This is a genomic window from Salegentibacter sp. Hel_I_6 (assembly GCF_000745315.1).
Lineage (GTDB): Bacteria > Bacteroidota > Bacteroidia > Flavobacteriales > Flavobacteriaceae > Salegentibacter.
Genome location: NZ_JQNQ01000001.1, coordinates 167193 through 191625, shown reverse-complemented (window position 1 = coordinate 191625; position 24433 = coordinate 167193). Strand labels below are relative to the sequence as shown.

Below are 24433 nucleotides of genomic sequence, written 5' to 3'. Positions count from 1 at the left end.
TTACTATTCATTTTTACAATATGTCAAGTAAATACTGTAAAAAACTTGACATTTTATATTTTAATTCACTATCTTTGTGGTGCTATGAATATTGCGACATCCATAAAGTCTAAAGTAGATCGTATAAATACCGGAAAGGTATTTACCTATGATAGCTTATCTATTCCCCAAACCGAATTTTCTGCTGCTGCAAAAGCTTTAAGCAGGATGGCTGCCAGGGGTGTGATTAAAAGATATAAAAATGGGATGTATTATAAGCCCAAACAAACTATTTTTGGGGAAATAAAACCAAGTGAGGAAGAATTACTTTATAGTCATCTTTTTGAAAACGGTCAGCCAATGGCATACATAACAGGCACTCGGTTATATAATGAACTTGGCCTTACTACTCAAATCCCTACTACGGTAAGAGTGGCCAGTTGGGATAAGGTGATAAAAACCAAGATAGGAAACCTTGTTGTAAAGCCTGCTAAAAGTTATGCACCTGTATCCAAAGAAAGTATTCCCTTCTTGCAATTACTGGACGTAATGAAGGATTTTAAGAAAATTCCAGATTTGGATAAAAAGAAGGGGGTTAATTTTTTAAAGAAAAAAATCAAAGGGCTTTCCGATACCGATAAAATACAACTAGTTGATCTTGCTAAATCTTATCCTCCCAAAGTAAGGGCATTGTTAGGCGCTCTTCTTGAGGCACTCTCATTTAACGAGGTGAGTGAACCTCTTAAAAACACCCTTAATTATTTAAGTAAGTATGAATTCGGAATACCCGAAAATATATTGCCCACCATTTCAAACTGGAAGATCTCCTGATGAATTTACATAATTATAAAACTGCATTTCAGGGAGCTATTGTAGCTACTGCCCAACACTTTGGGATTTCTGAAATCTATGTAGAAAAGGACTATTGGGTTACTTTAGCACTTAAAGAGATTTTTACTAATAAATCAACCAGGCAACTCGCCGTGTTTAAAGGTGGAACATCCCTATCTAAATGCTTTGGCATAATTGAGCGCTTTTCCGAAGATATCGATTTGGTCGTTATAAAAGAGGAGGGGGAATCCGATAATTCCTTAAAGCGAAAACTCAAAAAAGTCACTGGTGCACTGGAACCTGTTATGACTGTTATTCCCGACCATCCTTTAGAAAATAAACGGGGCAAAATTAGAAAAGTGGTTTATGGTTACGATAAAGTAGGCGTGGCGGGTGCCTTTGGCCAGATCCGGGATCATATTGTAGTGGAAGCTTCAAGTCTGGGCAAATCCCATCCATCGGAAATAGTCAGTGTCCATTCCATGATTGCGGCTTTTATTGCCACGACTAATAATGTAGACCTTATCAATGCGTATCACCTGGAACCTTTTAAGGTTACGGCATTAAGTATAGAACGTACATTTTGTGAAAAAATAATAAGCCTGATCAGGTTTTCCTATACTGAAAATCCTTTAGAAGATTTAAAAGATAAGGTTCGCCATACCTATGATATCCATCAACTGCTGCAACGAGATAGAATTTCATCGTTTTTGCAATCAGATGATTTTGAAAAAATGCTGCTGCAAGTAGGTAAAGATGATGATAAGGCCATTCCCAAGGATAAGGAGTGGTTACTGAAACATCCGTCCCAGTCCCTGTTCTTTAGTCAAACAAAGATGGTTTGGAAATCCTTGAGCAAAACTTATTCTGGTTCGTTTAGTGAGTTGCTAACCGGAGACCTTCCCGAAGAGAGGGAGGTTCTAAAATCCCTGATGAGGATTTCGGTAAGGTTAAAAGAAGTGAAATGGGAAATTTAAATTTTAGAGCTTCTAATTTGATAAGCTTTCCTTATCAATTCGGATTATTAATTAACCGATGCGATACCTTTAGTTTTAAATTTCGTTCCCCGTCTTTTTCATTGAGCTCCAAAATCGCCCTCCTTTCTTTAGACAATGAAAACTTTGGCAGTACATAAACTATTTTTACAGTTTTATTTTTTCGAACCTTGGTCGGCATCTTGTATTTAAAAACCGGATCCTGGTATAAACGCTGCAGGGATTTCTTCTTTCCCTTTTTGCGTGTTTCACTGACCAATTTTAAGAAATTGAGATCGTAATCCAGACCTGATCTATTCTCAATTTTGATCACAAAATAGAGCTGCTCCTTATTAAAAACGATATCCTCAACACTTAATATGATACCGTACTTACGTTTTTTTATCCGGCCAATACGTTGTTTCTTACTAAGCAAGTAGCTGCAGAATTTTCGGTAATAATCTTCCTTATCGCTTAAGTATTTTTGTGAATTACTGGTCTTAATAGAAACCATAGCAACAGGCTTTTCCTTTCCTATACTTTCTGCTTCAGGGATAAAATAGTTCAGCCGGGAAAGCTGTTTTTTATACTTTAGGATATAGGAGAAGACAGAACCATCGACACCGATAACTAATAAGTTACTTTCCTTGCCGGATTTGGCCTGTAGGAGCCCAAAGTGCTGCTGCTTATCCCGGTTATAAGTAAAAACAAAATGTGCTGCTCCAGTAAGCCCCTGGCTAATCGCTTCGGGAAAAAATAGCGCAACATTTTTATGATCATTGGCGTAGATAGTGTCCAGTTTTTCCTGGGTTTGTGCACTGGTGAAAATAAAAACCAGTAGAGCAGCCTTGGTTAAAATATACTTTTTCATAATGATTGTTTTATTGTTTAGCCAATCCCCAGTTTAGTTCAGGTTTATTGGCTTTGAGAATTAATCTGTAATTATTTAGAATGGTCACCTTTACATTGCGGTTATTTCTTCGAAATACTTTGCTTATTCCGCTGACCTGTGGCACGCTTGGAATATTAATATCACCGATTACATCATCCAAAACCTCCGTGGTTACTTCCGCCCGGAAATTATTCTCGATGTAAATACCCTCGCTACCATCTTCAAGGTCAAAGGCTTTTAAGTTAGTTTGATGCTTATGGATATTTTCGATCTCGATCAGGACCCGATTTGGCTGAAAACTCACAAAGCCGAAAACCGGGGTGTTTTTGGGGATAAATTTGTCACCAATTCTGGCAGGTTGTGCAAGTCGCATCCGAAGCCTGGAATTTGCTTTAACCACCTGGGTACCATCAACCATCACCTTAATTTCCTTATCGGTAGTACTTGTAATACGATCATTAGCTTTTTTGGGAGCAGAAGCAAAGAATAATTGATGTTCCAAACCCATTTCTTTGGCTTCAATTTTTCGCGTTTCCTCAATTTCCGTGGTATCTACCTTTGGTACTGTTTTTATTAGGGCTGGGCTATTATTCTCCGGTGGTCTGCTTGGACGGGTTTGCGTAAGATTGGCAATTTGTGCTTGTCGGGCTTTTCCCAATTCATAAATACTATCGATCTTGCGCTCTTTTTCTTTTTCCAAAAGCTTGGTATCGTAATAGCCTAAGGAATCCAAAAACGTTTCATCATAAATACTTGGCGCATTCTTATCCCGAACTTCTTTGAGGTTATCAATAGCCTCCAGTTTAGAATCATAGGTTTGCTGGCTTTCTTCTTCAAGGGCTGGGATTTCCGTTTGCCTGAGGTTTTCCTGTTGCTCTTCATCCTCCCCGGTGATCATTATGGTATAGGTGACAAGAAAAATCACAATGACCACCAGGACGCTAATGAATACGATTTTGTTCTTTTCAATTTTCATCGGTTCTAATTTTAATTTTGTGAGGGTACTTTTCTTAAACTGTTTTCGAAATAATCCGTAATGAGGAGCCCGTGTGGGTTATGGGGGAAGTGACGATCTACGATGAGTAGTTTTCCCGTGGTAACCAGTTCGTAGGTATCCACAATGCTGCCGCGGTTGATCTCGAAAATAACGGTAGTTTTAAAATGAAACGATTCCTCCTTTTCTTCCAGCTGCGAATCGATCGTTAATACCTTTTGGACCAGCGAGTACTGCAATAAGCGGTTGTAAACCCCTTCGGCCTTTTTCTGCCTGTATAGGTTGTCTACCGAACTATTGCCCAGCCATAATGCTTTTTCCAGGTTTTTCTCATAATTGCTGGCATCAATATTATAGAAGTAGGTGTGAAACAGCTCCAAATGAGCCAGGGCTTCTACTCGGAAGTTTTCTTTTTGGGTCACCAGCTTTAAGGGAATGATGCTCCCATCGGTATTGATGGCAAAGGCGCTGTTTAATGCCATATTCCTTGTGGAGATGGCCATCCAAATAGCAAAGACACTACAAAACAGCGAACAAAGTACTACGGCCAGTACTATAAAGCGGTTGAGCCTTAATATCGAATAGATATTTTTATATGGTGTTTTCATTTTTGAACTATTTTTTATGACTAAATAGGTTATATCGAAGCTTATTAAAAGAACCATTTTAGATTCTCTTTATAGGCTTCACGTGGTGAACAGTCTTAGGGTAAAAGAAATGGCCCGTCGGTAGAGTTTGAATTTTAAAAACACGATAAAAACTATCGAACCCATTTCTATAACCGGGGCGAAAAAACCGCTCCCGTAATCTGTACCAAATAGGTTTTCCCAGAAATTGGTGTTGATTTCCGTATAAAGGGCGTTGATAAACACATTAACCAGGAAGAAAGCCGGAACCAGCATATACACTGCGGCATACAACCTGAAAAATCCATAGGCCATCGAACGGAACTTTTCAATTACCGCCAGACTAAGCACCAGCGGAAAAAAGGCTTGCATAATTCCAAGGAGGAAATAACGCTCTGCCAAAAATAGCGGGTAGATGAATAAATCAAGGATCCATAAAAACAGGCTGATTAGAAATGCAAAGGTTTTAAAGCCGTAGAGGGGGGTCACCAGGGCTTCATAAAGTAAAGCCATGGCTTTACGCATCGCCCCCATAGGGGAGACATCTTCCTCGATGGGAATTTCCTGCATTTGCAAGGGGAGAAGGGCAGGGGCGGTATCGCGGTACTGATTTTCAATAGCTACGAGAATACTGTCAAAGAACCCCAGGATTTGGGTTGAGAAAATAACCAGCAGTACCACTGCAAAATTTTTAGCCAGATCCCCGGGTGAAAGCCCCCAGGTATAGCCCTGTCTATCAGCTACGCCTTCATTATACTTTTTAAGGATGTTTACTAAAAAGAAGAGTACCGCCAAAGTTTTCATGCCCACGATGGTGTACTGTGAAAACTCGCTCTCCTGGATGGTTTGGAAAACGCTATCGAGATATTCGACGCCTACAGCCAGTATGATTACCCCGCTAATCATCAAAAGCCTGTTTCCCGGTTATTGATCTTATCCTGCATTTTCCTAAAGGAAATGATCTCGCGGTAGCGTTTAGTCTTTAACCGCACATCGATGACCATTTCTTTGGACTCGAGTTCTTTTTGTTTTAAAACTTGAGCCCGCTCGGCATCACTCATTTTTAAATGATCACTCGATAAAATCTCATCGATAAAGCTTGCGGTCTCCAGGGAGTTTTCAACCACGGCACTGAAGGATTCGGTAACACGGCTTACTTCTTCTGGCTTGATATAGGGGGAGTTCAAAATATCCCGAAGGTCGTCCTGCATCACCGCAATAAGACGCTGATTGTTACGACCGATCTCGCGCACAGCTTTTAAATTCTGTACCACGCTATTGACTTTTTCAATATTTTCCTTCTGTGCTTTTAAGAAGTTAACGGTCTTGACCAGGTTGGCGGTTTGCTTGGCCGATTCCACCAGGGATTTGACCAGGCTGACAAAGTTCGTGTTATCGTACACCGGCATCCCCTGGCAGGCAGCGCCTGCGGGCAAGCATAATGCTAATGCCAGTGTGAGTAACCAGGTTTTGTGATTGTTTTTCATATCGAATTGTTTTAAATATTAAGGAGTGTTTAGGATTGCCTGATGAATTCCTTGATAGCCTTTTCCATATTTTTTGTCTCATTATAAATGGCCATGATGGCCTCGTTTTCGGTTCCGTCGGTGAGATAGGCAGCATAAACTTCGGGTGGTACTTCCAGGCGGAAAATGTTGCTTTCCTTGCCGATCTTAATGAAGATCTCGGTGTACTTGCGCTTGCCGGTCAAATTATTCCTGATCGATTTCAACTGGTTGAGATCGTGGCTGGAGAGGCTTAAGCGCCTAGCTAGTTCTTCATAACCTTTTTCATTGTTCAGGCTGTAGACCACCTGGGTGTTTTCCAGGATGCTTGAGGAAGTAGCGTTATTAGGGAGCTGGTTTATGGATTGTAGGATGATTCCAATGGCCCCGTTTTGTTTACGAATCGCCTGGTAATAGAATTCCACGCTTTCCAGGACATTTTCAAACTTGAGTTGTTTGGCAAATTCATCAAAGAGGATAATTCCTTTTTCGGCCCGGTTTTTCCAGATGGTGCGTTGGATGGCCGATTTTATCAGTTTGAGCATCACCGAGAGGATCTCTTTATTGTCTTTGACTTCATCGAGTTCAAAGACAATCAGCCGCTTATCTTCGATCTTGTAAGTTTGATCTTCGCTAACTTCAAATAAGAAACTGTATAGACCATCGCCGACATACTCCGAGAGCACGTGCAAAAAGTTGGTTACATTGAAGTAGTCGGGATGGATTTTAAGGGGTTCCAGCAGCTCATCTTTTCGCTGCTCGATAAAACGGTAAAAACTATCTAAGGAATGGTTTTTCGTGGTGTTTTTGTAATAGTAACGGAGGATCTTTTTAATGGCTACGGATTGTGCTTTGGTAACTTTATCATTTGCAGCAATGAGTTCTAATAGAAACACCGAAAGATCTTCCAGCCACTCAGGACTTACATCGTCGGGATTGGATATGTAAAAAGGATTGATCCCTAAGTTCTTTCCGCTCTGGTAGCGCAATACAGTGTAATTATCAGGATAGAGTTTAGCGAACTTGGTATAAGAACCCCCAAGATCGATAATCACCAGCCGTACCCCGTTTTCAAAATATTGACGTAGAATGTTATTGGCCAAAAAGGATTTTCCTTCCCCGGTCGGGGCAAAAATGGCAAAATTGCGCGCCTTGATCCGTTTCTTCCCCTTGTCCCATACATCTTTTAGTACTGGAATGTTATGCTCACGGTCATTAAAAATGATGCCGGTAGGGTCCGATTTGTAATTCGTGTTATTGATAAGGAGGCACAAGGCATGTTTCAAATCGGTCACATAAAGATCTTCATCGGAAAAATTGGAAGCGTGGCAGCAGTAGCTGTTCAGTAGGTAATTCTTTCGTTCCTCGCCGCGTGGAGCATAAGGGATGATATCCAGTTCCTTGAACTCAGCCTTAATTTTAGAGGCAATGCCTTCCAAATTACGAGGATCCCGATCCCAAAAAATGACATTAAGATGGCCCCGGATAATCCGCGCGTTCTCATCGCTATTGATCTTCTCCAGGATTTCCTGGATCTTTCCAAGAACAACTTTGTTATGAGAGCCAAAGTTGGAACTTTTGCTAAGCTCTTCTACTTTTTTATCCAGTAGCTTGCGCCACTTGTGTTTATCATCCAGGTAGAGGATATGGTTGACTATATGGTTCTCTCTTAAATGAAGCCCCAGCCCATCAATAAACCCCTGGTGAAATACAAAATCATCGGATGTGAATTTCTCATTGGTTTTGCTCGACTGTACCCTTTCGCCAAAGCACAGCTCGCTATTGATAGCCAGGGCATCAAAATAATTGTCCCCCGTTTGAATATGTTGTTTTTGGAGTAGGAAATCGGTATCGAAACCCTCATTGAAACCATTGAAGTACTCGGAAGTTAGGCTGGTGATTTCTTCTGATGGTATTGCTTTTATAGAAACCTTTCGGCTGTTAGCAATAAAGGAAACACAATCGTTTACCGAGCCGATAAAGCTTTTAACGTTGGCATCCAGTTCCCTGACAATTTCTTTGGAAACTTTTCGAAAAGGGTTTACATATTTGGAGTTGTTTAAAGCTTTGTTCCTGGTCAGGGTGAAAAATATTAAAGAGCGGTGCGCTATATATTCCCGATCTTTAAAATGATCCCGTGTGGCTTTTTCCAAAAAGGTTTTGTTTGGAAGTGACGTCGCAGTGAATGCTTTCTTCTCATAAATATCCTGCTTATGCACTACTGTACCCACCGGCAGGGACTTAAGCGCCTGAAACCAGGTGGCGTGCAGGTCTTCAAAATCTTTTTCCGATAAGGAGTAAATTTCAGGCAGGTCAAGCCGGTAACATAGGACGACGTTACCGATTGCGGCAAAAACAACATTGTCCCGAATATCGGTAATAGGCCAGTGAGAGGCGAGGTTAATCTTTTTCATAATGGATACCTGAGTTTCTTTTATTACTGATCATTTTTGGAAATGCCCCGGTCATCTGTAGAAATTCCAGGAGCCTACTGATACGGTTTAACCCGATATACAAGAATGCATTAAAGAGCAGGGCGCTAATAATCACACCCAGACTGAAGGAGAAAATGATCACCAATAGGGATGCGATTATCGAAAGCATCATTAGCGCGAATAGGGGAAGGGTAAGCCCAAAGATTACCGCACCTTTTCGAATGTTCCTATAAGGTTCATACTTTTTCATAACTGTTCCTTTATTTTTTTAAATGTCGCTTAGCGACTTAAACTACAATGGTGATCAAATAGGTGAAGATTCCCACCACAGCGCCTGCGATAAGAACAAAGACCAACACCCGGGTTATTCCTTTTTTGAGGTCGGAGTTTTCCCCAAAGAAGTGGCCGGCATTAAAAAGGAAGCCGACTAAAAAGATGACTCCAAGGATGATGGGAAATATATTCCTTATAGTATCGGAAATATCGGCTACGGAATCTTCGATCCCACCGATTTGCGCAAAAAGTGACGTGGATAGCAACGAGAAGAATGTTGCCAGAAAGATTGATTTTTTCATAACGAAGGATTTTAAATTTTTGACTCGTTTTCATTATGAGAAAATTAGAAATTTAATGACTTAAATAATTGAAATTCAATAATTTGTGAATAAAATATAATTTGTAGTTAGTTGAATTTCAATACTTTCATTTGGTAGTAAATATTATGGAATTTTGAAAGTGGATTGTTGATAAGTGGAAAGGATGTCCTAACGCCTAGCATCTAAAACGTCAGTTTTTTAAAAGTAAACTTGAAAACCATTAGTAATTGCTTGCATTATTTTTAATTAAGCATAAGGCCTTTCTATCCAATTATTCGAATAAAATATCAAGAGCTTTCATATTATGTAAGTATTTACGTAATTTTGAACATAAATAATTTTAGCTATGAAAACATTACTTTATATAACCGATCTTTACTTTGATGCCAAGGGTAGAAACTACTACGAAGAGGATTTATTTATTACCTCCAGGTTGAAAAAGCATTTTAATATATTAATTGGACATCCTCAACAAGCGATCGCCTTACTTGATAAAGCAGATCTTATCGTCTTTAGAAATACAGGAGCAGTTATTGGATACCAGGAATATTTCGATCGTTTTGTAGAGATTGTTCAGAAAGAAAATATAAATATTTTCAATTCGTTTGATGGGAAGGCTGATATAAAGGGGAAGCAATATCTATTGAATTTAACGGGCACCAACTATCCTGTTATTCCCACTGTAGAGCATATTTCAGAAATTGAGGTTCTGGGTGATACACAGAAATATATTACCAAAATAAAGAACGGAGCGGATTCCATTGGAATGGAAATTTTGACAAAGGAGGAACTTCTAAAGGCAAAACCCACAGGAAAATTGATTCAGCCATTTCTGAATTTTAAATATGAAGTATCCTTCTATTATCTGGATGACAAATTTCAATATGCGCTCTATGCGCCAGAAAAAGATAAGCGCTGGAAACTTAAGGAATATGAAGCGAGCTCTGAAGATTTGGAGTTTGCCCAACAATTTATAGCCTGGAATAATATCGAAACAGGCATTACCCGAGTAGATGCTTGTAGAATGGAAGATGATTCCCTTTTACTGGTAGAACTAGAAGATCTTAATCCATTTCTATCCATTGAGTTATTACCGAAAGCGAAGCAGGATCAATTTTTAGATAACTGGATCAAAGTATTGAAAAACCGCATTTAATATGCTCCTCTCTAATTTATTTTTTAAACACTAAAATTATAAAGATGAAAAACAAAGCACCACTCAGCCCTTCCTTAAGGATTGAAAATACGATTTATATTTCCGGACAGGTGGGTATTGAGCCTGAAACTGGATCACTTGCAGGTAATGACTTTGAAAGCCAGGCAAAGCAAATGATGGAAAACCTAAAAGCACAATTAGAAAAAAATGGAGGAGATATGGAAAACCTGATAAGTGTTATTGCCTATTTAAAAAGCATGAAAGACTACCAGGCCTTTAATGAAATTTATAGCACTTATTTTACGGATAAATTTCCCACCAGAACCTGTATAGCCGTTTTGGACCTGCCCCTGGGTGCCTCCGTTGAAATTTCAGGAATCGCTCATCTATCACAATAATAACTAAGGAATATGGAAACCATCATATTAAAGAAACAAAAAGGCCAAAATAAGCTTAGATATGCTGAATTACCCATTCCTAAAATAGGTGAAGATGAAGTGTTAGTTCAGGTGAAAGCCATCGGAATAAATCCTATAGATTTAAAAACTAAAGATTTTAAAGGAATTTATGAAAGGCTAAAAGATCAGGATCCTATTATCTTGGGATGGGATGTATCAGGGGTGGTGATAAAATCTAATTCAGCAAACTTTATTTCGGGTGATGAAGTATTCGGTTTGATTAATTTCCCGGGTCATGGAAAAGCCTATGCTGAATTTATAGCATGTCCGGCGGATCATCTCGCAAAAAAGCCGAAAAATTGTACACATCTTGAAACGGCAGCCACCAGTCTGGCAGCGCTAACTGCCTACCAGGCGATGCAAAAGTTGGGAGTCCAATCCAAGGATAAGGTGTTAATCCATGCAGCATCAGGTGGGGTAGGTCATTTTGCCGTTCAAATAGCAAAGTACCTTAGTGCTTTTGTGGTTGGTACATCCTCTCAAAAAAATAAGGATTTTGTTATGGGTTTAGGAGCGGATAAGCATATTGATTATCATACCGATCAATTGGAAAAAGAGGTGGAAAGGTTTGATATTGTCTTTGATCCTGTTGGAGGAGAGACTATCGACAGGTCTTTATCCCTAATGAAGAAAGGAGGCAAAATAATGTCGATTCCTTCTGGAAAGAATGAAGAGGTTATTGAAAAGGCACAAAATAATGGTAAGCTCGGTTTGAAATTTACTGTTGCATCCAGTCGGGAAGATATCCAGACCATTGCGAACTATCTTGAAAATGGAATTTTAAAGCCTCATATTTCAAATGTTTATCATTTTACTCAAATGCAAAAAGCTCACGAGCATTTAGCCGAAGGCCATACCGTGGGTAAAATAGTTGTGGAACTTTAAAACAAATAGAATGAATACCGTTGAACAGGCTGGAATACTTGCTATAGCTTCCAAATTACAGTACATTTTGGATGAATTTAGAGATGCTGGAAATTCATTTTATAAAACACATGAAATGAATTTTGAAAGCAAATGGTTCCCCCCAATTTACGTTTTATCGGTAGTCGACCATTTGAGCGTTACAGAGCTAGCAAGGGAAATCGCCTTAAGTCATCCTTCTGCAATCAGCCTGTTTAAAGAAATAGAAAAAAATGGCTTGATTACTTCGGTCAAAGATCCCAGGGATGAACGGAAAAGGAATCTGATGCTCACTACAAAAGGTCGAGAAACAGTTACTGCCCTTAAGCCTTATTGGGAAGTTATTTCCAGAACCTTATCTGAAATCACCTTCAACGCCCATAATCTTTATTTGGCGCTTTCGGAAGTAGAAGGAAGATTGGAAGAAAAGCCTTTGGTAGACCGATTAAACGAAAAAGCAGCTCATATTTTTAAGTTGGCGGAAGAAAAGTCCGTAAGCATCGTAAAATGTGAGGATCATCTGAGACTGGATCTTGCCAGGGCAATTGAAAAGAACAGTTTCCCTGGCCAGAATAATAAATTTCCGTCGCAGAAAGCAATATACTTTCTTGCCAGTGTCAATGGCCTTCCAGCAGGTTATGCACGGGTGCTGGCTACAAGCGAAAAGAAAGTGGAAGTTGAAAAGATAGCAGTCCTGGAACAATATAGGAATACAGGCATATCCTCAAAGATTGTAAAGTACCTGGCACAATACTTTTCTCAAAAAGAATTCCTCGAATTAACCTGTGATATTGAGCAAAAGGGATTATTCGAGCATTTAGGTTTTGTAATAGCCAAAGGTGTCAATATGAAAAAGGCGAATAATCATGTTCGTATGCTGCGAAATACAAACTAATAAATGATATTAAAATGAGTAAGACGAAAACTTTCACTAGTCAGGATATAGACATTATAGAATACAAAGATTCCTATAAAGAAGACTTTAGACAAATAAATTATCAGTGGTTGGAATCATATTTTGAGGTAACCGATTTGGATAAACGTTTCTTTGATGATCCCAGGAAGGAGATTTTAGAGAAGGAAGGCTTTATATATTTAGCACGTTTGGAGGGCGAGATAATTGGTTCTGTTGCATTGGAAAAAGTTACCGATAAGGAGTATACCTTGGCTAAAATGGGTGTTAAACCTGGCTACAGGGGGTTAAAGGTAGGACAGCTATTAATGGAAGTAGCCCTAAGAAAAACGAAAGAGTTGAAATTGGATAGTTTAGTTTTGTTTACCAATCATCAACTTGTCCAAGCACTAAACCTATATTCTAAATACGGATTTCGTTTTACCAGACTTGAAAATCCTTTAGTAGAAAGAGCGACGATAAAAATGGTAAGAAATTGGCCGTCAGATTAGAATATAAAGCTTTTTTTCAAATCCTTTTGTCTTTACTGTTTTTTTCAAAAGCTACTAAATTAAAAAGTTCCCGCATCCTGCTACGTACCCGGTTTCCGTAGCGGTCTTCCAGTTCCTCAGCATTCAAATTGGTAGTGGCATGGGTTTTTAGTTTTTGACGGGTTTCTGTAAAAAGTTCATACCTAGAGAGTAAGACTTCACCCATAACATTTAAGTCTTTTCCATAAAATCTTCCCGGGGGCTCTACACCCAGATCGTCAAAACAAAAATATTTTGAATTACCGTAGTCTTCGATAGTTTTATATCCTAAATGATTAAAGCTAAAGGTTACATTTCGGCAAGGAATCATTTCGTAAGGGCGTTGCGCGGGAACCAGGTGCCTTAATAATTTCATTAAAGAGGTTTTACCGCAACCCACGGGCCCTGAAAGTAAGATTCCCTTATTGATGTCAATATCAAATCGTTTACAAGTAGCTTCATCCCGTATGAAATACGATGTGAGTTTTAATAGAACAGCTTTATCTTTTTTATAAATTTTAAAATGTTTACCGAATAGCAGCTTTCCCTTTGCATTAAGATAAATCAAGATTTTTGGGAAATCATAATGCACACAAGTCCCGTCAAATTTTCCTAGGGAATACTCAACGCCGCCTTCGGTTATTTTAGAGGGGTTGTCCATAATCTTTATTTTTAGTGGTTCGCAGGTTGTCCTTAAAATGAGATGCTGGCTTTTTATTTAATCTATTTTTTTCTTTCATAAGCGATTTTTGTTCAACCCAATATTTTGCAAGAGCTCGCCAATCTCTCACATCAGAACCATCGCTTGTCTGCCACTGCCTGTCTTCATAGTACTCGTAGAACTCTTTGCCATATTCCGGATCAAATTTTTTATTACTAAAAAATTCCAGTACTACCTTCAAACTGTTTGGGTGTTTATTATGTTTTATTGGTTTAGTATTGTTTATAGTAGATACCAAAGCTTGTCCACTGACGGGACGCTGCTGGTCTACTACTTGTTCCTTTATGGGATGGTAGCGTTCTGCAAGTTGTTCTAATTTGGGATCGTAATGGTCTTCTTCAGGTTCATTACTTGTCCCCATTATGGACATCTTTATTTTACTGCCTTTGTAGGGATTGTTGGAAGGAAAATATTTCAGGTAATTCCAGGTATCAAGATCGGTTACACACCTGTGATAGGTGGATTTGGAACCTATCTTTGACGCATTCATCAAATCTCTTCGGTTCACGAAAAAATCCGACGCAAACCTGCTGCTATTCCATTCCTGGAACAATGCCATATACAAGCTGATATGCGTTGGATTTAGACGATCATCAAAATAAAATTTTTCGAAAGCGGCGTTTAAAAGCTTTATATAATTCATTGCTTAATATTCTAAATGATGTACACGATTTTCTTCCATTACTTTTTGGATTTCCTGAGCATCGTAATAAATAATACCGCCTATTTTGGTATAGGGAAGGATACCCTTTATTCGTAAATTCTGAAGTGTTCCTGGACTTATTTGTAAATAATCCATTACCTCTGCAGATTTCAGGTACTTTTTTATTTTACCTGATTTTTGCTGGTTCAGCAGTTGTTTAATGTCTTCGAGTAACTCCATTTTAAAATCCTGAAGATCGTCTGTAGTAATAATTGATGTTGGCATAATAGAACAAATTTTATGGCTTGGAACATTTCATTTGTTTGTTCCTGACCTGGTTTATAATTGCTCTATAAAATTGAAATTGTTTCCAGGAAATAATTCCCTAGGTTTTTCGTAGTACGAAAAAGTTTAACATTTAATAAAAAATGATGAGAATTGATTCAATTTAAGATTCAGGTAGGAGGGAAGAGGTAGAAATTCTTTGTAAAATTAATGGAGAGCTGATTTTCGTAGTTACGACTTACTTCGAAAATTTACTTTTCATCATCCTGGCGCATTTTGGCTTCCAACTTTGCAGCTATTAGGTGAAGATATTTACTCCTAGGATCTTTTCTGGCTCTCATCTCACTATATGTTTTATGGTAATTATCGAGCTTAATATTAAAAAAATCTTCAAAAGCAGCGATAAGCGTTTTAAGATCTACAGTCCCATGGTTGATATCTCCTTTAAGGTATAAACTATAGATTACTTCTACTAAAGAAGTTTTGGATCCGGACCATAGTAGAAGGTTTGGTTGGCGTTCTCGGAAATCTCCGCTACTCCCAGGTTGAATCAGTTCTAACTTCTCCCGAATATAATGTATATAGCGGTAAAGCGCCTGTACCTTTGACCAAAGCATATCGTGACTGGTCGAAAATTCAGGATTTTGATAATAGTTTATAGTAGGGCTAAAGGAAAAATCCATCTTACCACTGCGACTGAAAAATTGTGGATCTAGGTAATTGTGGTTTTGCTCCATATAGTTGACAAAACTGTTATTTTCAGAAAAAAATCTATTGATCTTTTTAATCTCCTTTTCCAAATAACGAACTTTATGAGAGTTACCGACTTTTGGGAGCTTTAATTCACAAGAGCGGACTTCGGTAAAATAAATAAGATAGCTCATAGGAAAGGGTTTTATATTTTTAAAAAACTCAATTTCTGCTTGAGTATCTTCAAAATCGTACTTATCTACTTGCTTTTGTAATTTGGAAAGAATTTTAATACATAAACTAATGCCGTCTTCAGCTTTCTTCAAATCAGATTTACCTGACTGAATTAAGCTTTCAACATTTTCGCTGAATATCGACATTGTTTTCTCGAACATGAGATTTGTATTTAATGAAAACAAATAATGCCTTTGCTGTGCTATTTTCAATACGGCTTTTTAAAAGGGTAAATATTAAAAAATATACTTCAAAGGGGGGTGTTAATCTTTTCGTAACCAATTTAAAGCTTCAAGAATGAAGTTGTCATCCGCTTGGACATAGGCTATTTTAGGTATTAGAGTGGCTCCCAATTTCTTTTTTTCAAAACTAGCGCTAAAGCCAAAATTAATTTTTTCGAATTTTAAAATCCCGGCGGTTTTTATTGCCTGGTATAAAAGCTGGCGATAGATATTGAATTTTTCATTATATTCATAATCCATGCCTACAAAAGCGGGTATGAGAGTTTTACCGGATCGCGTTATAAACATCACGCCAACGATCTTATCCGATGCGTCGTGATTATCTGCTTTAAGATAAAAGGTTAGAAAATCCCACTTCGGACTTTTAGCCATTTTGAAAAATAGCTTTTTGGGAAATTTAAAAGTGTTAATTCCTAAATTGTTACTCCAAACCTCTTCAAATAACTGGTAATATTTGTCAATTTCTGCTGGGGTAGGGGAGCCTACAATCCTGGTGTTAAAGTAATTCTCAAATGCCTTAATGTCCTTTTTAAAATGTTTCCTGGAGCGTTTACTGAGCGTGGAAATATATTGTTCTTCATTTCGCCAATTGAGATTGGCAATTTCACAGGAATCGGGCATGTCTATGGAAATGAAACCTTGCTTGTGAAGAAAAGCGTTCAACGTATTTGTTTTTTCAAAATCCCGTAAAATGATAAGTTTAGCCCCTACGTTAGATTTTATTTCATCAATTTTCTCTAGAAATAATCGCATGGTTTGAATATGTAGAGGATGATCATCGTCTAAAAACAAATGGGCTCCTTCTGAAAAAACGGATCCTAAGGATAGCACCATATCGGTCATATAATAGGGATCCTGTTCACGCATTTCTTCAATGGCTTTCGAGGTTTTTGCATCAGACAGCATATCGTTTTTTAAAAGCGCACTGGTAAGTGGTGCCGCCAAAATGATTTTCCCTATTTTGTCTTTTATGGTAATGTAATGGAAGGCCCAATTATGCTCCTTTAAATTATTATTGGTAAACACTTTCTCTAAAAAATCAAGACCGTCCCAATCAAATGTACCTTTTCCGAAAAAACAGGTATCCCATTCCGATTTATTTATTTGTTGAATGGTTTGGGTATATTCCAGATTTAGCTCTTCCATTTGAGTAGTTACAGGATTATTCTTTTCGGTTGTTTGAATTCCAAATGATTTGTAAATCCTGGTTAAATCAGTATGGGTTTCTTCCATAGCCAGGGGAAAGTAATAGCTCATCGCATCTACCAATGCCTTAATATCCTTCAATTCATTATGCCTGGAAATCGTGATTCTAACTCCCGTATTTTTAACCGGAACTGCCGGAAACAAACCAAGATTAACAAAAAAACCGGCATTCATCATTTTGCTTACAAAATTATATCCTGTAGCCGGTAACCCTGTACCGATATAAAATACCGGGGAGGTATTCTTATGTACCAGCGGTAGATTTGAAGTCTCTAATAATTGATTAAAAAAATCAATTTTAGCAGCTAAACCTGACTGTAGTTCATAGATTTCAGGAGAGAGATGAATCTCTGCAGAAGCGGTTGCAGCAGCAACTGAAGCAGGTTCCAATTGGGCTGAAAATGTAAGGGGTCCTCCGAAATTTTTTATTTTTTTATGCAACTTTTTATCAGGACATACCAGCACTGCACCACTAGCTCCAAAAGTTTTACTTAAAGTGCCGAATAAGAGTAGATTCTGAGGAAGTTCTTTCAATTCAGACATAACATAACCCGAACCGTGCTTTCCTTTCCAGCTCATTCCATGAACATCATCTATGTAAAGATGTAATTGTGGGTACTTTTTGGATAACTCCATTAAGTCTTGTAAAGGAGCAAAATCTCCGTACATAGAATACACCCCATCTGCCATATACCAAATTTTATTGACCTTATTTCTTAAATCTTTGATATAGTGTTCGAGCATATCCATATTGCTATGCCTGATCATCCTTACTGTTACTCCTTTTGATTTTAAAACCTCCGTGGCACTTTGAACACTCCAATGTACCTGGTGATCCAAGATCACCGCATCACCATCCCTTACAGCTGTGGGAATGACTGCTAAATGCCCAAGTGTACTATTTTTAGTAATGAGTATGGGGTGCTGGTACATTTCGAATATTTTTTCTTCCAGCGGAGCATAGAGCGGATGGGAAATATATGTTTTGGATAGAGGAAACTGGGTTCCGTATTTTTCAATAGCATCTATTGCTGCTTTTTTTAATCTTTTATCTTGTTCAAGTCCTAAGTAACCCGTGGTTCCGAAGTGATAAGAAGGTTTCCCGTTAATGGTTATACGCCGCCCGTTTAATTCATTGCCCTCTGCATGGAGATGGATTACCCCAGCATTGGTTGCATTGGTGATTACTTCATCAACCGTATCCAGGAAATTATTGTGTTTAACTTTAGCCATAACTTTTGATATAAAAATTTCCTTTTCAAGCTATGATAAATATCTATTATAATTCTGTGCGTTATAATAAAAAGTCTTTTCAGAACAGTTATTCGGCTTTTCGTTCAAATAGCTTTAAAACTTATGAGAATAACTTTATCAAATAATATATAATTCAAGAAAAATGTTCTGGTAAGACGTATTGAAATTTTGTTTTATATTAGTGATATCCAAATTATTACGGGATGGTTGTGGATGGTACTTATGCAAAAATGTGGATTTCCAATGGGATCCTTTATTTTATCTATAAAGAAATTTATGAGATTAATAGGAGTATGGCCAAACAGATCGTAAGCCAGCGATTACAGCTGCAAAATGAAAATTCATATCCTATATTTTGTGATCTAAGGGCTGTCACCCTTGCTCAAAAACAAGCCAGGGACTATTTGGCTATTGAAGGTGCATATATGACAACGGCTCTCGCACTCCTGGTTAAAGATGAGCACGCCGAGGTAATCACCCAGATGTATATTAAAATAAATAACCCGGCTTATCCTACCCGGGTATTTACTAATAAGGAAAAGGCGCTTTCGTTCTTGCAGGACTATAAAAGTAACCATTAATAAAATAATAATTATGGAAAAGGAAATCAGCAACGAGGAGAAAATGAGGTTCAATTCTTTGTACCAACAAATCATCGAGATTGCCTGTGGTAATTTTATGTTTCGCCAGGAACCGACCGGTCGCCGAGACCCACTAGATACTATTGGCGTATTACTAAATATGATGTCCGAGGAAATTTATAATTCCTGTTTCAAATCCCAGGAGCAGGAGGAACCTCCGGAATATCATTTTTCAATATTCCTGGATAATAGCTATCATATAACTTCCTATACTACCAAAACTCCCAAAATCCTGAATTGGGAGGACAAAAAAATTGATAGGCCAGTTTCAGAAATTCTTTCAAATAATTCTGTAACTATTTTAAAAGAGGAATTGGAGTCTAATGGAGGGAAAACTTATCAGCGATTAATTTCATTAGACTTTCTAACTGAAAATAAAAGCCTATACAGGACTCCCTGCACTATTCAGAAGATGACGGGAATTAATTCAGAATGTTCTTATGTAATTACCGCTTTTCGTTTCGAAAATAGGATTGAGGAGGACGAGAAAGATAGGAATACCACCCGTTCTTCAAAATCAGGAAAGAAGGAAAGTACAGCAACAAAATTACTCCTAAAACAAGTGCGTCTCTATATTCTCCGGAACCTACATACGGAACTACCTTCCCTTAAGGAATTGGGACTTATTCACCGTACGAATAAAACCAAGCTCAAAGAAGAATTTAAGAAAATGTATGGCACTACCATACCTCGGTTCCATATGAAAAAAAGGCTCGAAAAAGGTGCTCTTTTAATTCGAAGTACGGAATTGCCTATTTCCATAATTATGCAGAAATGCGGTTTTAAAGATCACTCACATTTTTCTAAAAATTTCAAGCTTCAATATGGTCAGACGCCTTCGCAATATAGAATGGAAAATGCCTGGTCAATTCAATAACAGAATAGTTTTTCGGCTTTAGCGACCATTTTGTTTGAGTTTATTTGATGAATTTTACTATTGTAAATGATAGTAGCCATAAGCTTATACTACTTTCAAATTTCAGGAATGCACTGGAATATTTACACCATAAAAGAAATGTTACAAATCTTTTTGCGCAGAAAGTAGGAGAAGCCGAAAATCCTTCAAAGAGTAGGTATATATTAAAACTTTATATTATGAAAAAGTTATTTTTAATTCCAGCAATGGCGCTTCTTGTTGTTTTAGGTATGTCCTTTACAAGTTTAGGAAGTGAAACCGATATTCAACCGGAACCGGTTGCGAATGATTATGTGCTGCTCAATGGATCTTGGCAGTCTATACCAGAACAAGCTTGTGATCCGGGAGGAGAAATTTGCCAAGTTCAGTTTGGTGAAAATGGTCCTGTTTATGATGTTTATGATGAAATGGACAGGAATACGCGTAAATCGAGTACCTCTGAAGATCCGACCATTATTAATCCCTAATTGAATACTTTAGGTATAAGGCACATCACCACTAATTGGGATGTGCCTTTTTATATCTTATTTCTATTCAGCTAACTCTTCTGGGTGCAATATTAATTCATATGAATGATCCTCTTTTAAATATTTTATTGCAGTATTTGTAATATCTTCTCTTTTTAAAGAATTTAAATATTCTTCCCAGTCTTTGGAACCATTTATTCGCTCACCATACCTATAATGCTTGTATAAATTGTCCAATTTATTACTAAGCTTTTCTTGATTTATTCTACTATATTGAGCTAAAAGCTTATTTATGGCGTTAGAAAAAATATTTTGATCTATTTTTCCCAGTTTTATATTACTTATAAGTTCTTTGGTTAAGTTCCTAATTTTAGGAAGCTCTTCAGGGACACAATTGAATCTAAACATGATTTCATACCTTCCTAGAGGTCTATTGTAATTACCGCCAGCTCCGTAGTGATAAAGTGAAAGTCCTTCATCTGACCGGAATTTAAATAATAAATCGTTTAGAATCATCCCTAATACCTTTACCTTAACCTCTTCTTTCCAAGTATCCTTTTTCGCACGAGGTTTTACAAACTCCAAACCAAAATAGGAGTTTATATTGGTATACAAATCCGAAATGTTACCCTTTTTAAAAACAGGTCCTTGAGTTAAAGTTTCTGAATGCCTCTGATTGGAACATTCTAATTTTTTATGATTGGGTAAGTTTCCTAAATACTTCTGGAGTAAGGGAAGAATGTCTTTTTTATCAAAATGACCAGTAACAATAAAAGTAAAATTTTCCGCACTGCTAAATAGAGCTCTATAAATCTCGAAAGCGCGATTTAAATTCACTTTTTTAATTCCTTTTATTCTATCTGAGGAATATGGTGGTTGGGTCGAATCTTTTGTGAGCCTATTTATGGCATCAATTAAATCATTCACAGGATTTAAAGAATTATAGGAATTGCTTAAACTTTGGTGTTTCCAATCTTTAAATGCCAATTCATTTATTTGAGGTTGTGAAAAATATAAAAAGATTATTTGTAAGAAATCTTCAAATTCCTCCTTAGTAACTTCACCCTTAATACCAGCTTCTTTAAAAGAAATGTAAGGATAAATACCAGTTTGAATTGAATTAAATTTTTGAAAATAACGTTCAAGATCAAATTTTGAAAACTGCCCTATTCCTGTATTTTTAACTATGGAAGGCGCATATATAGCCGAAAAATAGTCGTTCTTAGGGAAACAGGCTGCCCCGAATGGGGTAAAGCCTTGAAGTGATAATTTGCCTGAGGATGAATTACGTTTTAACGGATTTAATACTATTTTGAGGCCGTTTTCAAGAACATACTCCTGAATATTACTGCTTTTTTCAAAGGTTGATGCGATTTTTCGTGGCTCTAGTTCTTGAATCTCTTTTTCAGTTAGTAATTTGGCAGGAGCTTGAGGAATTTGATATTGATTGGCTGGTGATTTAAACACACTTCTTATTTTTCTTCGAACATGTTTTTCGTTTTCTATAAGGCTAGAATAATCTAGAGGTAAAATAATTCCTATATCTTCGGGTTCATTTGAGAATAATCGCTGGATGCTTTTATCGATCTCTTCTTTGCTGAAATTCGCTATAATATCCCTGGTACAGGCATTTTTATTTTTAGGTAATATATCGTGATATACAAAATGTTTTTTGATTTCTGCAAGCCAATAATCTGTATTTCTTGTTTGAGTTAAGGAAAAATCCTTTAGAAATTGTTCTCTGGTTTTTTCTAATTCTCTTTTTGAAATTCCATATTTCTTAAGTTGTTGAATTATAGAGATAGTCTTTTCAAGGGCTGCTACTTCCTCATGCATTCTGGTTCTGATAATAACCTTTAAAGCGCTTTCCGGTTTTCCCGAATTGGAAGTTTTTGTTTCCATAGTATGGATACTAAATCTTCTTGCGTTGTGGTTGTAAACCTTCGCTTCTTCTCTAAAACGCGTGTTTAGAATCTTAGTAATAAAATGAGCTTCCAGCAGACTTTTATAACCAGATAAAGAATTTCGCTTCTCTAAAGTAGTCTGATCTCTAAAATAGAGGTTTAAATTTATGGGTTTGCCAAAAGATTTCTTAATTGAATTTACTTCTCTTTTGACAATTGAAAATTTATGATCGCTATTAAAGTATAATTCAGTACAATTCTCTTCCTTAAGAACCTTAGTTCTTCTTTTAATGGCTGAGAAGTTTTTTTTGATCAGGGATTCTAACTCCTTTGGATTTTCAATATTTCCCACAATGCTAATAGCCATAAGGTCTGGGCGATACCACTTTCTATGAAATTTTTGTAAATCCTTATAAGGAAAGGTCTTGTTATGAACTATAAAATTCTGATTATCTTTATGCATGCATGGGAATAACTTACCATTTAAAATTTCTTCTGTAGCTAACTCCTCCCTGGATGCAGACATTGCTAAATATTCTTGCAATAAGACCCCTCTTTCTCTGTTAATATTATTTTTTGACAAGTTTAATTCTGTAGCAATATCCCGGAACCATTTTAGTCCAACCAATATTGACCTTGTACTGGGTCGGGGAATTTCAAAATTATAAACAGTTGCTTTTCCTCCGGTTTTACCACTTACATCCCGAGCATTCATTCCCAGTGATACCAGTAGTTTTTCGTTACTCTTTAAACCTTCCGGGAAATTCGTTGTTTCCCGAAAGCCTAAATGTTCAATATGGTGAGCAAAATTATTTTGGTGAGGTTTTTCTTTAAAATTACCAGTCTTCACAATGAAGTTCATTTTAACTTCACCAGATACATTGTTTAATGGTTTTATATAATAAGTTAAGCCATTATCTAAAACACCATGTAAGATACTGGTATCTATTTCCTTAGTTTTTGTAGTACTATCTAGATTATACTGAGAGTAGCCAACTTCAGAAAGGAGTGTTACTAAAACTCCAAAAATAATACATATATTTTTCATTTTAATAACCAGGATTTTGAGAAAGGTTGGGATTCTTCATTCGCTCCTGGGCAGGTATTGGATAAAGTACATCTGTATCTTCCCACGTAGGATTACTATTTCCTAAAACTGTACTGGCTCTTCCAGTTCGTTTTAAATCTAGCCACCGATGACCCCATTCCGAAAATAATTCCCTTCTGCGCTCATCTGCTATTTCCTTTAATAGTTGCTCTTTACTCAATTCCGGAAATATTTCAGATATAGGATCCAGACCAGCTCTAGTTCGAATCTGATCCAAATCTTCTTTAGCCCCTGGGAGGTCATTGAGTTCAGTCCTGGATTCAGATCGAATTAAGAACTGCTCTGCCAGGCGTAATACCATCGAGTTTTCCAGGATTGGAAGTTCGCTGCTATTTCTAATTTTATATTTATAAGGGAAATAGGCATCCCTACTAGCATTATAATCTATCCAATTCAATAATCTTTTGTCTTCTGGCCTAAAATCGGTTAATAAACTTTCCGGAAGTTTAGCAATCGCAAAGAAGGAAAAGAAAGGATCTATTATAAAAAGATTTCCTTCATTGGTATGAGTAACGATTGATCCATTTCCTAACGGGGAAATTTGCCATATAGCTTCTCTACTATTGGCTAGAAAAACCTCGTCAAGATCATCCGGTAATTCATAAAGGCTTTCTTCAGCAATAACTTGCGAACTTAGTTCTTCTGCTTTTTCCCAATCCTTTAAGTATAGATATACCCTGGCCAATAGGGCAGTAGCAGCAAATTTGTTAACCTGGGTCCGATCTGCATTTCGATACTCCACAGTTAATGATTCCCTGGAAATTTCTAAATCATCTATTATTTGCTTATAGATTTCACTTGCGGAGACTCTTGGTGCCAGTTCATTATTCTGGTAATTTGTACTTAAAATCAGAGGCACTTCCTCATAAAGATTTACTAAATAGAAATAGGTGAATGCTCGAATAAATTTTGCTTCTCCATTTAATTGCGAAATAAGATCTGGAGAGAGATTTTCTGCATTCTCTATTCCTTCTATATAGGAATTAGCCATATAAATTATGTTGTAAGCACTTGACCACAAAGCGAGGTTATTTTGGTTGTCTGGGAATAATTCGTTTTCCTCAAACGCCATGCGCTCAGGATTGGTAGTTGTTATATTCTGTATGTTATCCGCCGATAAGCCAGATAGAAACGTGACGCTACGGGTATAACCGCCACTAAAATCTGCAACAAACAGTTCATTATAAATACCTTGCATGGCACTAATAGCAGTTTCATCACTCCCAAAAACCTCGTCTCTAATTAATTTGTTGTTGGGAGAATCTACTTCAACGAAATCTTCACAGGAGATTAATAAAAAACTCAAGATCAAAATCGTTAAAATGCTTATTGGTAATTTCGTTTTCATAAG

Annotated in this window: 25 protein-coding genes; 10 read left to right on the top strand and 15 right to left on the bottom strand. The window is 37.2% G+C overall.

Annotated features, from left to right (window positions below):
* The first annotated feature begins 84 nt into the window (after positions 1-84).
* A complete protein-coding gene (locus FG27_RS00820) occupies positions 85-810 on the top strand; it encodes a DUF6088 family protein (RefSeq protein ID WP_034892224.1) in 726 nt (241 codons plus the stop codon).
* Positions 810-1787 carry a nucleotidyl transferase AbiEii/AbiGii toxin family protein gene (locus FG27_RS00815; protein ID WP_037314294.1) on the top strand — a complete coding sequence of 326 codons (978 nt, stop codon included), beginning with the start codon at positions 810-812 and terminating at the stop codon, positions 1785-1787. Before FG27_RS00820 ends, FG27_RS00815 begins: the two co-directional genes overlap by 1 nt.
* Before the next feature lie 34 nt (positions 1788-1821).
* On the opposite strand, the gene FG27_RS00810 is transcribed toward FG27_RS00815, so the two are convergent.
* The 8 genes from FG27_RS00810 to FG27_RS18840 all read right to left on the bottom strand — a co-directional run bounded on the left by FG27_RS00810 (position 1822) and on the right by FG27_RS18840 (position 8811).
* Positions 1822-2655, bottom strand: a complete 834-nt coding sequence (locus tag FG27_RS00810) for a DUF4138 domain-containing protein (RefSeq protein WP_037314292.1) — start codon at positions 2653-2655, stop codon at positions 1822-1824.
* Positions 2656-2665: 10 nt separating this feature from the next.
* On the bottom strand, positions 2666-3652 hold the full coding sequence (gene traM, locus FG27_RS00805; RefSeq protein WP_037314289.1) for a conjugative transposon protein TraM: 987 nt from the start codon (positions 3650-3652) through the stop codon (positions 2666-2668).
* A gap of 11 nt (positions 3653-3663) precedes the next feature.
* The gene (locus FG27_RS00800; RefSeq protein ID WP_034892238.1) at positions 3664-4278 is read right to left on the bottom strand and encodes a conjugal transfer protein TraK; all 615 of its coding nucleotides are present in this window, start codon (positions 4276-4278) and stop codon (positions 3664-3666) included.
* 78 nt (positions 4279-4356) lie between these two features.
* Entirely contained in the window at positions 4357-5202 is an 846-nt protein-coding gene (locus FG27_RS00795; RefSeq protein ID WP_369794081.1) for a hypothetical protein, read from the bottom strand.
* Complete coding sequence (locus FG27_RS00790; protein ID WP_034892241.1) at positions 5202-5783, bottom strand: hypothetical protein; 582 nt, start codon at positions 5781-5783, stop codon at positions 5202-5204. Before FG27_RS00790 ends, FG27_RS00795 begins: the two co-directional genes overlap by 1 nt.
* 29 nt (positions 5784-5812) lie before the next feature.
* The gene (locus FG27_RS00785) at positions 5813-8215 is read right to left on the bottom strand and encodes a TraG family conjugative transposon ATPase (protein WP_037314283.1); all 2403 of its coding nucleotides are present in this window, start codon (positions 8213-8215) and stop codon (positions 5813-5815) included.
* Complete coding sequence (locus FG27_RS00780) at positions 8202-8486, bottom strand: hypothetical protein (protein WP_037314279.1); 285 nt, start codon at positions 8484-8486, stop codon at positions 8202-8204. Before FG27_RS00780 ends, FG27_RS00785 begins: the two co-directional genes overlap by 14 nt.
* Positions 8487-8523: 37 nt before the next feature.
* Complete coding sequence (locus FG27_RS18840) at positions 8524-8811, bottom strand: hypothetical protein (RefSeq protein WP_037317126.1); 288 nt, start codon at positions 8809-8811, stop codon at positions 8524-8526.
* A 367-nt stretch (positions 8812-9178) separates the two neighbouring features.
* On the opposite strand from FG27_RS18840, the gene FG27_RS00775 reads away from it, so the two are divergent.
* The 5 genes from FG27_RS00775 to FG27_RS00755 are packed head-to-tail and all read left to right on the top strand — an operon-like array spanning position 9179 to position 12753.
* The gene (locus tag FG27_RS00775; protein WP_037314277.1) at positions 9179-9988 is read left to right on the top strand and encodes a hypothetical protein; all 810 of its coding nucleotides are present in this window, start codon (positions 9179-9181) and stop codon (positions 9986-9988) included.
* A 44-nt stretch (positions 9989-10032) separates the two neighbouring features.
* The gene (locus tag FG27_RS00770) at positions 10033-10386 is read left to right on the top strand and encodes a RidA family protein (RefSeq protein WP_037314274.1); all 354 of its coding nucleotides are present in this window, start codon (positions 10033-10035) and stop codon (positions 10384-10386) included.
* Positions 10387-10398: 12 nt separating this feature from the next.
* Positions 10399-11331, top strand: a complete 933-nt coding sequence (locus FG27_RS00765) for an NADP-dependent oxidoreductase (RefSeq protein ID WP_037314271.1) — start codon at positions 10399-10401, stop codon at positions 11329-11331.
* Between the two features lie 10 nt (positions 11332-11341).
* Positions 11342-12244, top strand: coding sequence for a bifunctional helix-turn-helix transcriptional regulator/GNAT family N-acetyltransferase (locus tag FG27_RS18565; protein WP_051935717.1), 903 nt, complete (start codon positions 11342-11344; stop codon positions 12242-12244).
* A gap of 14 nt (positions 12245-12258) precedes the next feature.
* Positions 12259-12753 (top strand): GNAT family N-acetyltransferase, encoded by a 495-nt coding sequence (locus FG27_RS00755; RefSeq protein WP_051935716.1) that lies wholly within the window; start codon positions 12259-12261, stop codon positions 12751-12753.
* Between the two features lie 16 nt (positions 12754-12769).
* Here the strand turns inward: FG27_RS00755 and FG27_RS00750 are convergent, their stop codons facing one another.
* The 5 genes from FG27_RS00750 to FG27_RS00730 all read right to left on the bottom strand — a co-directional run bounded on the left by FG27_RS00750 (position 12770) and on the right by FG27_RS00730 (position 18025).
* Complete coding sequence (locus tag FG27_RS00750) at positions 12770-13432, bottom strand: ATP-binding protein (RefSeq protein WP_037314268.1); 663 nt, start codon at positions 13430-13432, stop codon at positions 12770-12772.
* Positions 13416-14135, bottom strand: a complete 720-nt coding sequence (locus tag FG27_RS00745; RefSeq protein WP_037314265.1) for a hypothetical protein — start codon at positions 14133-14135, stop codon at positions 13416-13418. The genes FG27_RS00750 and FG27_RS00745 overlap by 17 nt, the downstream gene beginning before the upstream one ends.
* Positions 14136-14138: 3 nt before the next feature.
* On the bottom strand, positions 14139-14420 hold the full coding sequence (locus FG27_RS00740) for a helix-turn-helix domain-containing protein (RefSeq protein ID WP_037314261.1): 282 nt from the start codon (positions 14418-14420) through the stop codon (positions 14139-14141).
* A gap of 251 nt (positions 14421-14671) precedes the next feature.
* The gene (locus FG27_RS00735) at positions 14672-15505 is read right to left on the bottom strand and encodes an RteC domain-containing protein (protein ID WP_037314246.1); all 834 of its coding nucleotides are present in this window, start codon (positions 15503-15505) and stop codon (positions 14672-14674) included.
* A gap of 102 nt (positions 15506-15607) precedes the next feature.
* The gene (locus tag FG27_RS00730; RefSeq protein WP_037314239.1) at positions 15608-18025 is read right to left on the bottom strand and encodes an aminotransferase class I/II-fold pyridoxal phosphate-dependent enzyme; all 2418 of its coding nucleotides are present in this window, start codon (positions 18023-18025) and stop codon (positions 15608-15610) included.
* Between the two features lie 224 nt (positions 18026-18249).
* Between FG27_RS00730 and FG27_RS00725 the strand changes: the two genes are divergently transcribed.
* The 3 genes from FG27_RS00725 (at position 18250) to FG27_RS00715 (ending at position 20070) form a co-directional block, all read left to right on the top strand.
* The gene (locus FG27_RS00725) at positions 18250-18627 is read left to right on the top strand and encodes a hypothetical protein (protein WP_037314236.1); all 378 of its coding nucleotides are present in this window, start codon (positions 18250-18252) and stop codon (positions 18625-18627) included.
* Between the two features lie 13 nt (positions 18628-18640).
* On the top strand, positions 18641-19564 hold the full coding sequence (locus FG27_RS00720) for an AraC family transcriptional regulator (RefSeq protein WP_037314234.1): 924 nt from the start codon (positions 18641-18643) through the stop codon (positions 19562-19564).
* 218 nt (positions 19565-19782) lie between these two features.
* Entirely contained in the window at positions 19783-20070 is a 288-nt protein-coding gene (locus tag FG27_RS00715; RefSeq protein ID WP_037321861.1) for a DUF6520 family protein, read from the top strand.
* Between the two features lie 63 nt (positions 20071-20133).
* Here FG27_RS00715 and FG27_RS00710 read toward each other — a convergent pair whose 3' ends face one another.
* Together FG27_RS00710 and FG27_RS00705 are read right to left on the bottom strand one after the other, a co-directional pair.
* Entirely contained in the window at positions 20134-23022 is a 2889-nt protein-coding gene (locus FG27_RS00710) for a pitrilysin family protein (RefSeq protein ID WP_037314231.1), read from the bottom strand.
* Between the two features lies 1 nt (position 23023).
* Positions 23024-24430, bottom strand: a complete 1407-nt coding sequence (locus tag FG27_RS00705) for a RagB/SusD family nutrient uptake outer membrane protein (RefSeq protein ID WP_037314228.1) — start codon at positions 24428-24430, stop codon at positions 23024-23026.
* Between the last annotated feature and the right edge of the window lie 3 nt (positions 24431-24433).

Bases quoted from the DNA above. Each gene is read 5' to 3' on its own strand.
- FG27_RS00720 (WP_037314234.1), top strand. From the start codon at position 18,641: ATGGAAAAGGAAATCAGCAACGAGGAGAAAATGAGGTTCAATTCTTTG.
- FG27_RS00740 (WP_037314261.1), bottom strand. From the start codon at position 14,420: ATGCCAACATCAATTATTACTACAGACGATCTTCAGGATTTTAAAATG.
- FG27_RS00770 (WP_037314274.1), top strand. From the start codon at position 10,033: ATGAAAAACAAAGCACCACTCAGCCCTTCCTTAAGGATTGAAAATACG.
- FG27_RS00725 (WP_037314236.1), top strand. From the start codon at position 18,250: ATGGTTGTGGATGGTACTTATGCAAAAATGTGGATTTCCAATGGGATC.
- FG27_RS00800 (WP_034892238.1), bottom strand. From the start codon at position 4,278: ATGAAAACACCATATAAAAATATCTATTCGATATTAAGGCTCAACCGC.
- FG27_RS00815 (WP_037314294.1), top strand. From the start codon at position 810: ATGAATTTACATAATTATAAAACTGCATTTCAGGGAGCTATTGTAGCT.
- FG27_RS00765 (WP_037314271.1), top strand. From the start codon at position 10,399: ATGGAAACCATCATATTAAAGAAACAAAAAGGCCAAAATAAGCTTAGA.
- FG27_RS00820 (WP_034892224.1), top strand. From the start codon at position 85: ATGAATATTGCGACATCCATAAAGTCTAAAGTAGATCGTATAAATACC.
- FG27_RS00745 (WP_037314265.1), bottom strand. From the start codon at position 14,135: ATGAATTATATAAAGCTTTTAAACGCCGCTTTCGAAAAATTTTATTTT.
- traM (WP_037314289.1), bottom strand. From the start codon at position 3,652: ATGAAAATTGAAAAGAACAAAATCGTATTCATTAGCGTCCTGGTGGTC.
- FG27_RS00810 (WP_037314292.1), bottom strand. From the start codon at position 2,655: ATGAAAAAGTATATTTTAACCAAGGCTGCTCTACTGGTTTTTATTTTC.
- FG27_RS18840 (WP_037317126.1), bottom strand. From the start codon at position 8,811: ATGAAAAAATCAATCTTTCTGGCAACATTCTTCTCGTTGCTATCCACG.
- FG27_RS18565 (WP_051935717.1), top strand. From the start codon at position 11,342: ATGAATACCGTTGAACAGGCTGGAATACTTGCTATAGCTTCCAAATTA.
- FG27_RS00735 (WP_037314246.1), bottom strand. From the start codon at position 15,505: ATGTTCGAGAAAACAATGTCGATATTCAGCGAAAATGTTGAAAGCTTA.
- FG27_RS00710 (WP_037314231.1), bottom strand. From the start codon at position 23,022: ATGAAAAATATATGTATTATTTTTGGAGTTTTAGTAACACTCCTTTCT.
- FG27_RS00780 (WP_037314279.1), bottom strand. From the start codon at position 8,486: ATGAAAAAGTATGAACCTTATAGGAACATTCGAAAAGGTGCGGTAATC.
- FG27_RS00795 (WP_369794081.1), bottom strand. From the start codon at position 5,202: ATGATTAGCGGGGTAATCATACTGGCTGTAGGCGTCGAATATCTCGAT.
- FG27_RS00775 (WP_037314277.1), top strand. From the start codon at position 9,179: ATGAAAACATTACTTTATATAACCGATCTTTACTTTGATGCCAAGGGT.
- FG27_RS00755 (WP_051935716.1), top strand. From the start codon at position 12,259: ATGAGTAAGACGAAAACTTTCACTAGTCAGGATATAGACATTATAGAA.
- FG27_RS00705 (WP_037314228.1), bottom strand. From the start codon at position 24,430: ATGAAAACGAAATTACCAATAAGCATTTTAACGATTTTGATCTTGAGT.
- FG27_RS00750 (WP_037314268.1), bottom strand. From the start codon at position 13,432: ATGGACAACCCCTCTAAAATAACCGAAGGCGGCGTTGAGTATTCCCTA.
- FG27_RS00715 (WP_037321861.1), top strand. From the start codon at position 19,783: ATGAAAAAGTTATTTTTAATTCCAGCAATGGCGCTTCTTGTTGTTTTA.
- FG27_RS00790 (WP_034892241.1), bottom strand. From the start codon at position 5,783: ATGAAAAACAATCACAAAACCTGGTTACTCACACTGGCATTAGCATTA.
- FG27_RS00785 (WP_037314283.1), bottom strand. From the start codon at position 8,215: ATGAAAAAGATTAACCTCGCCTCTCACTGGCCTATTACCGATATTCGG.
- FG27_RS00730 (WP_037314239.1), bottom strand. From the start codon at position 18,025: ATGGCTAAAGTTAAACACAATAATTTCCTGGATACGGTTGATGAAGTA.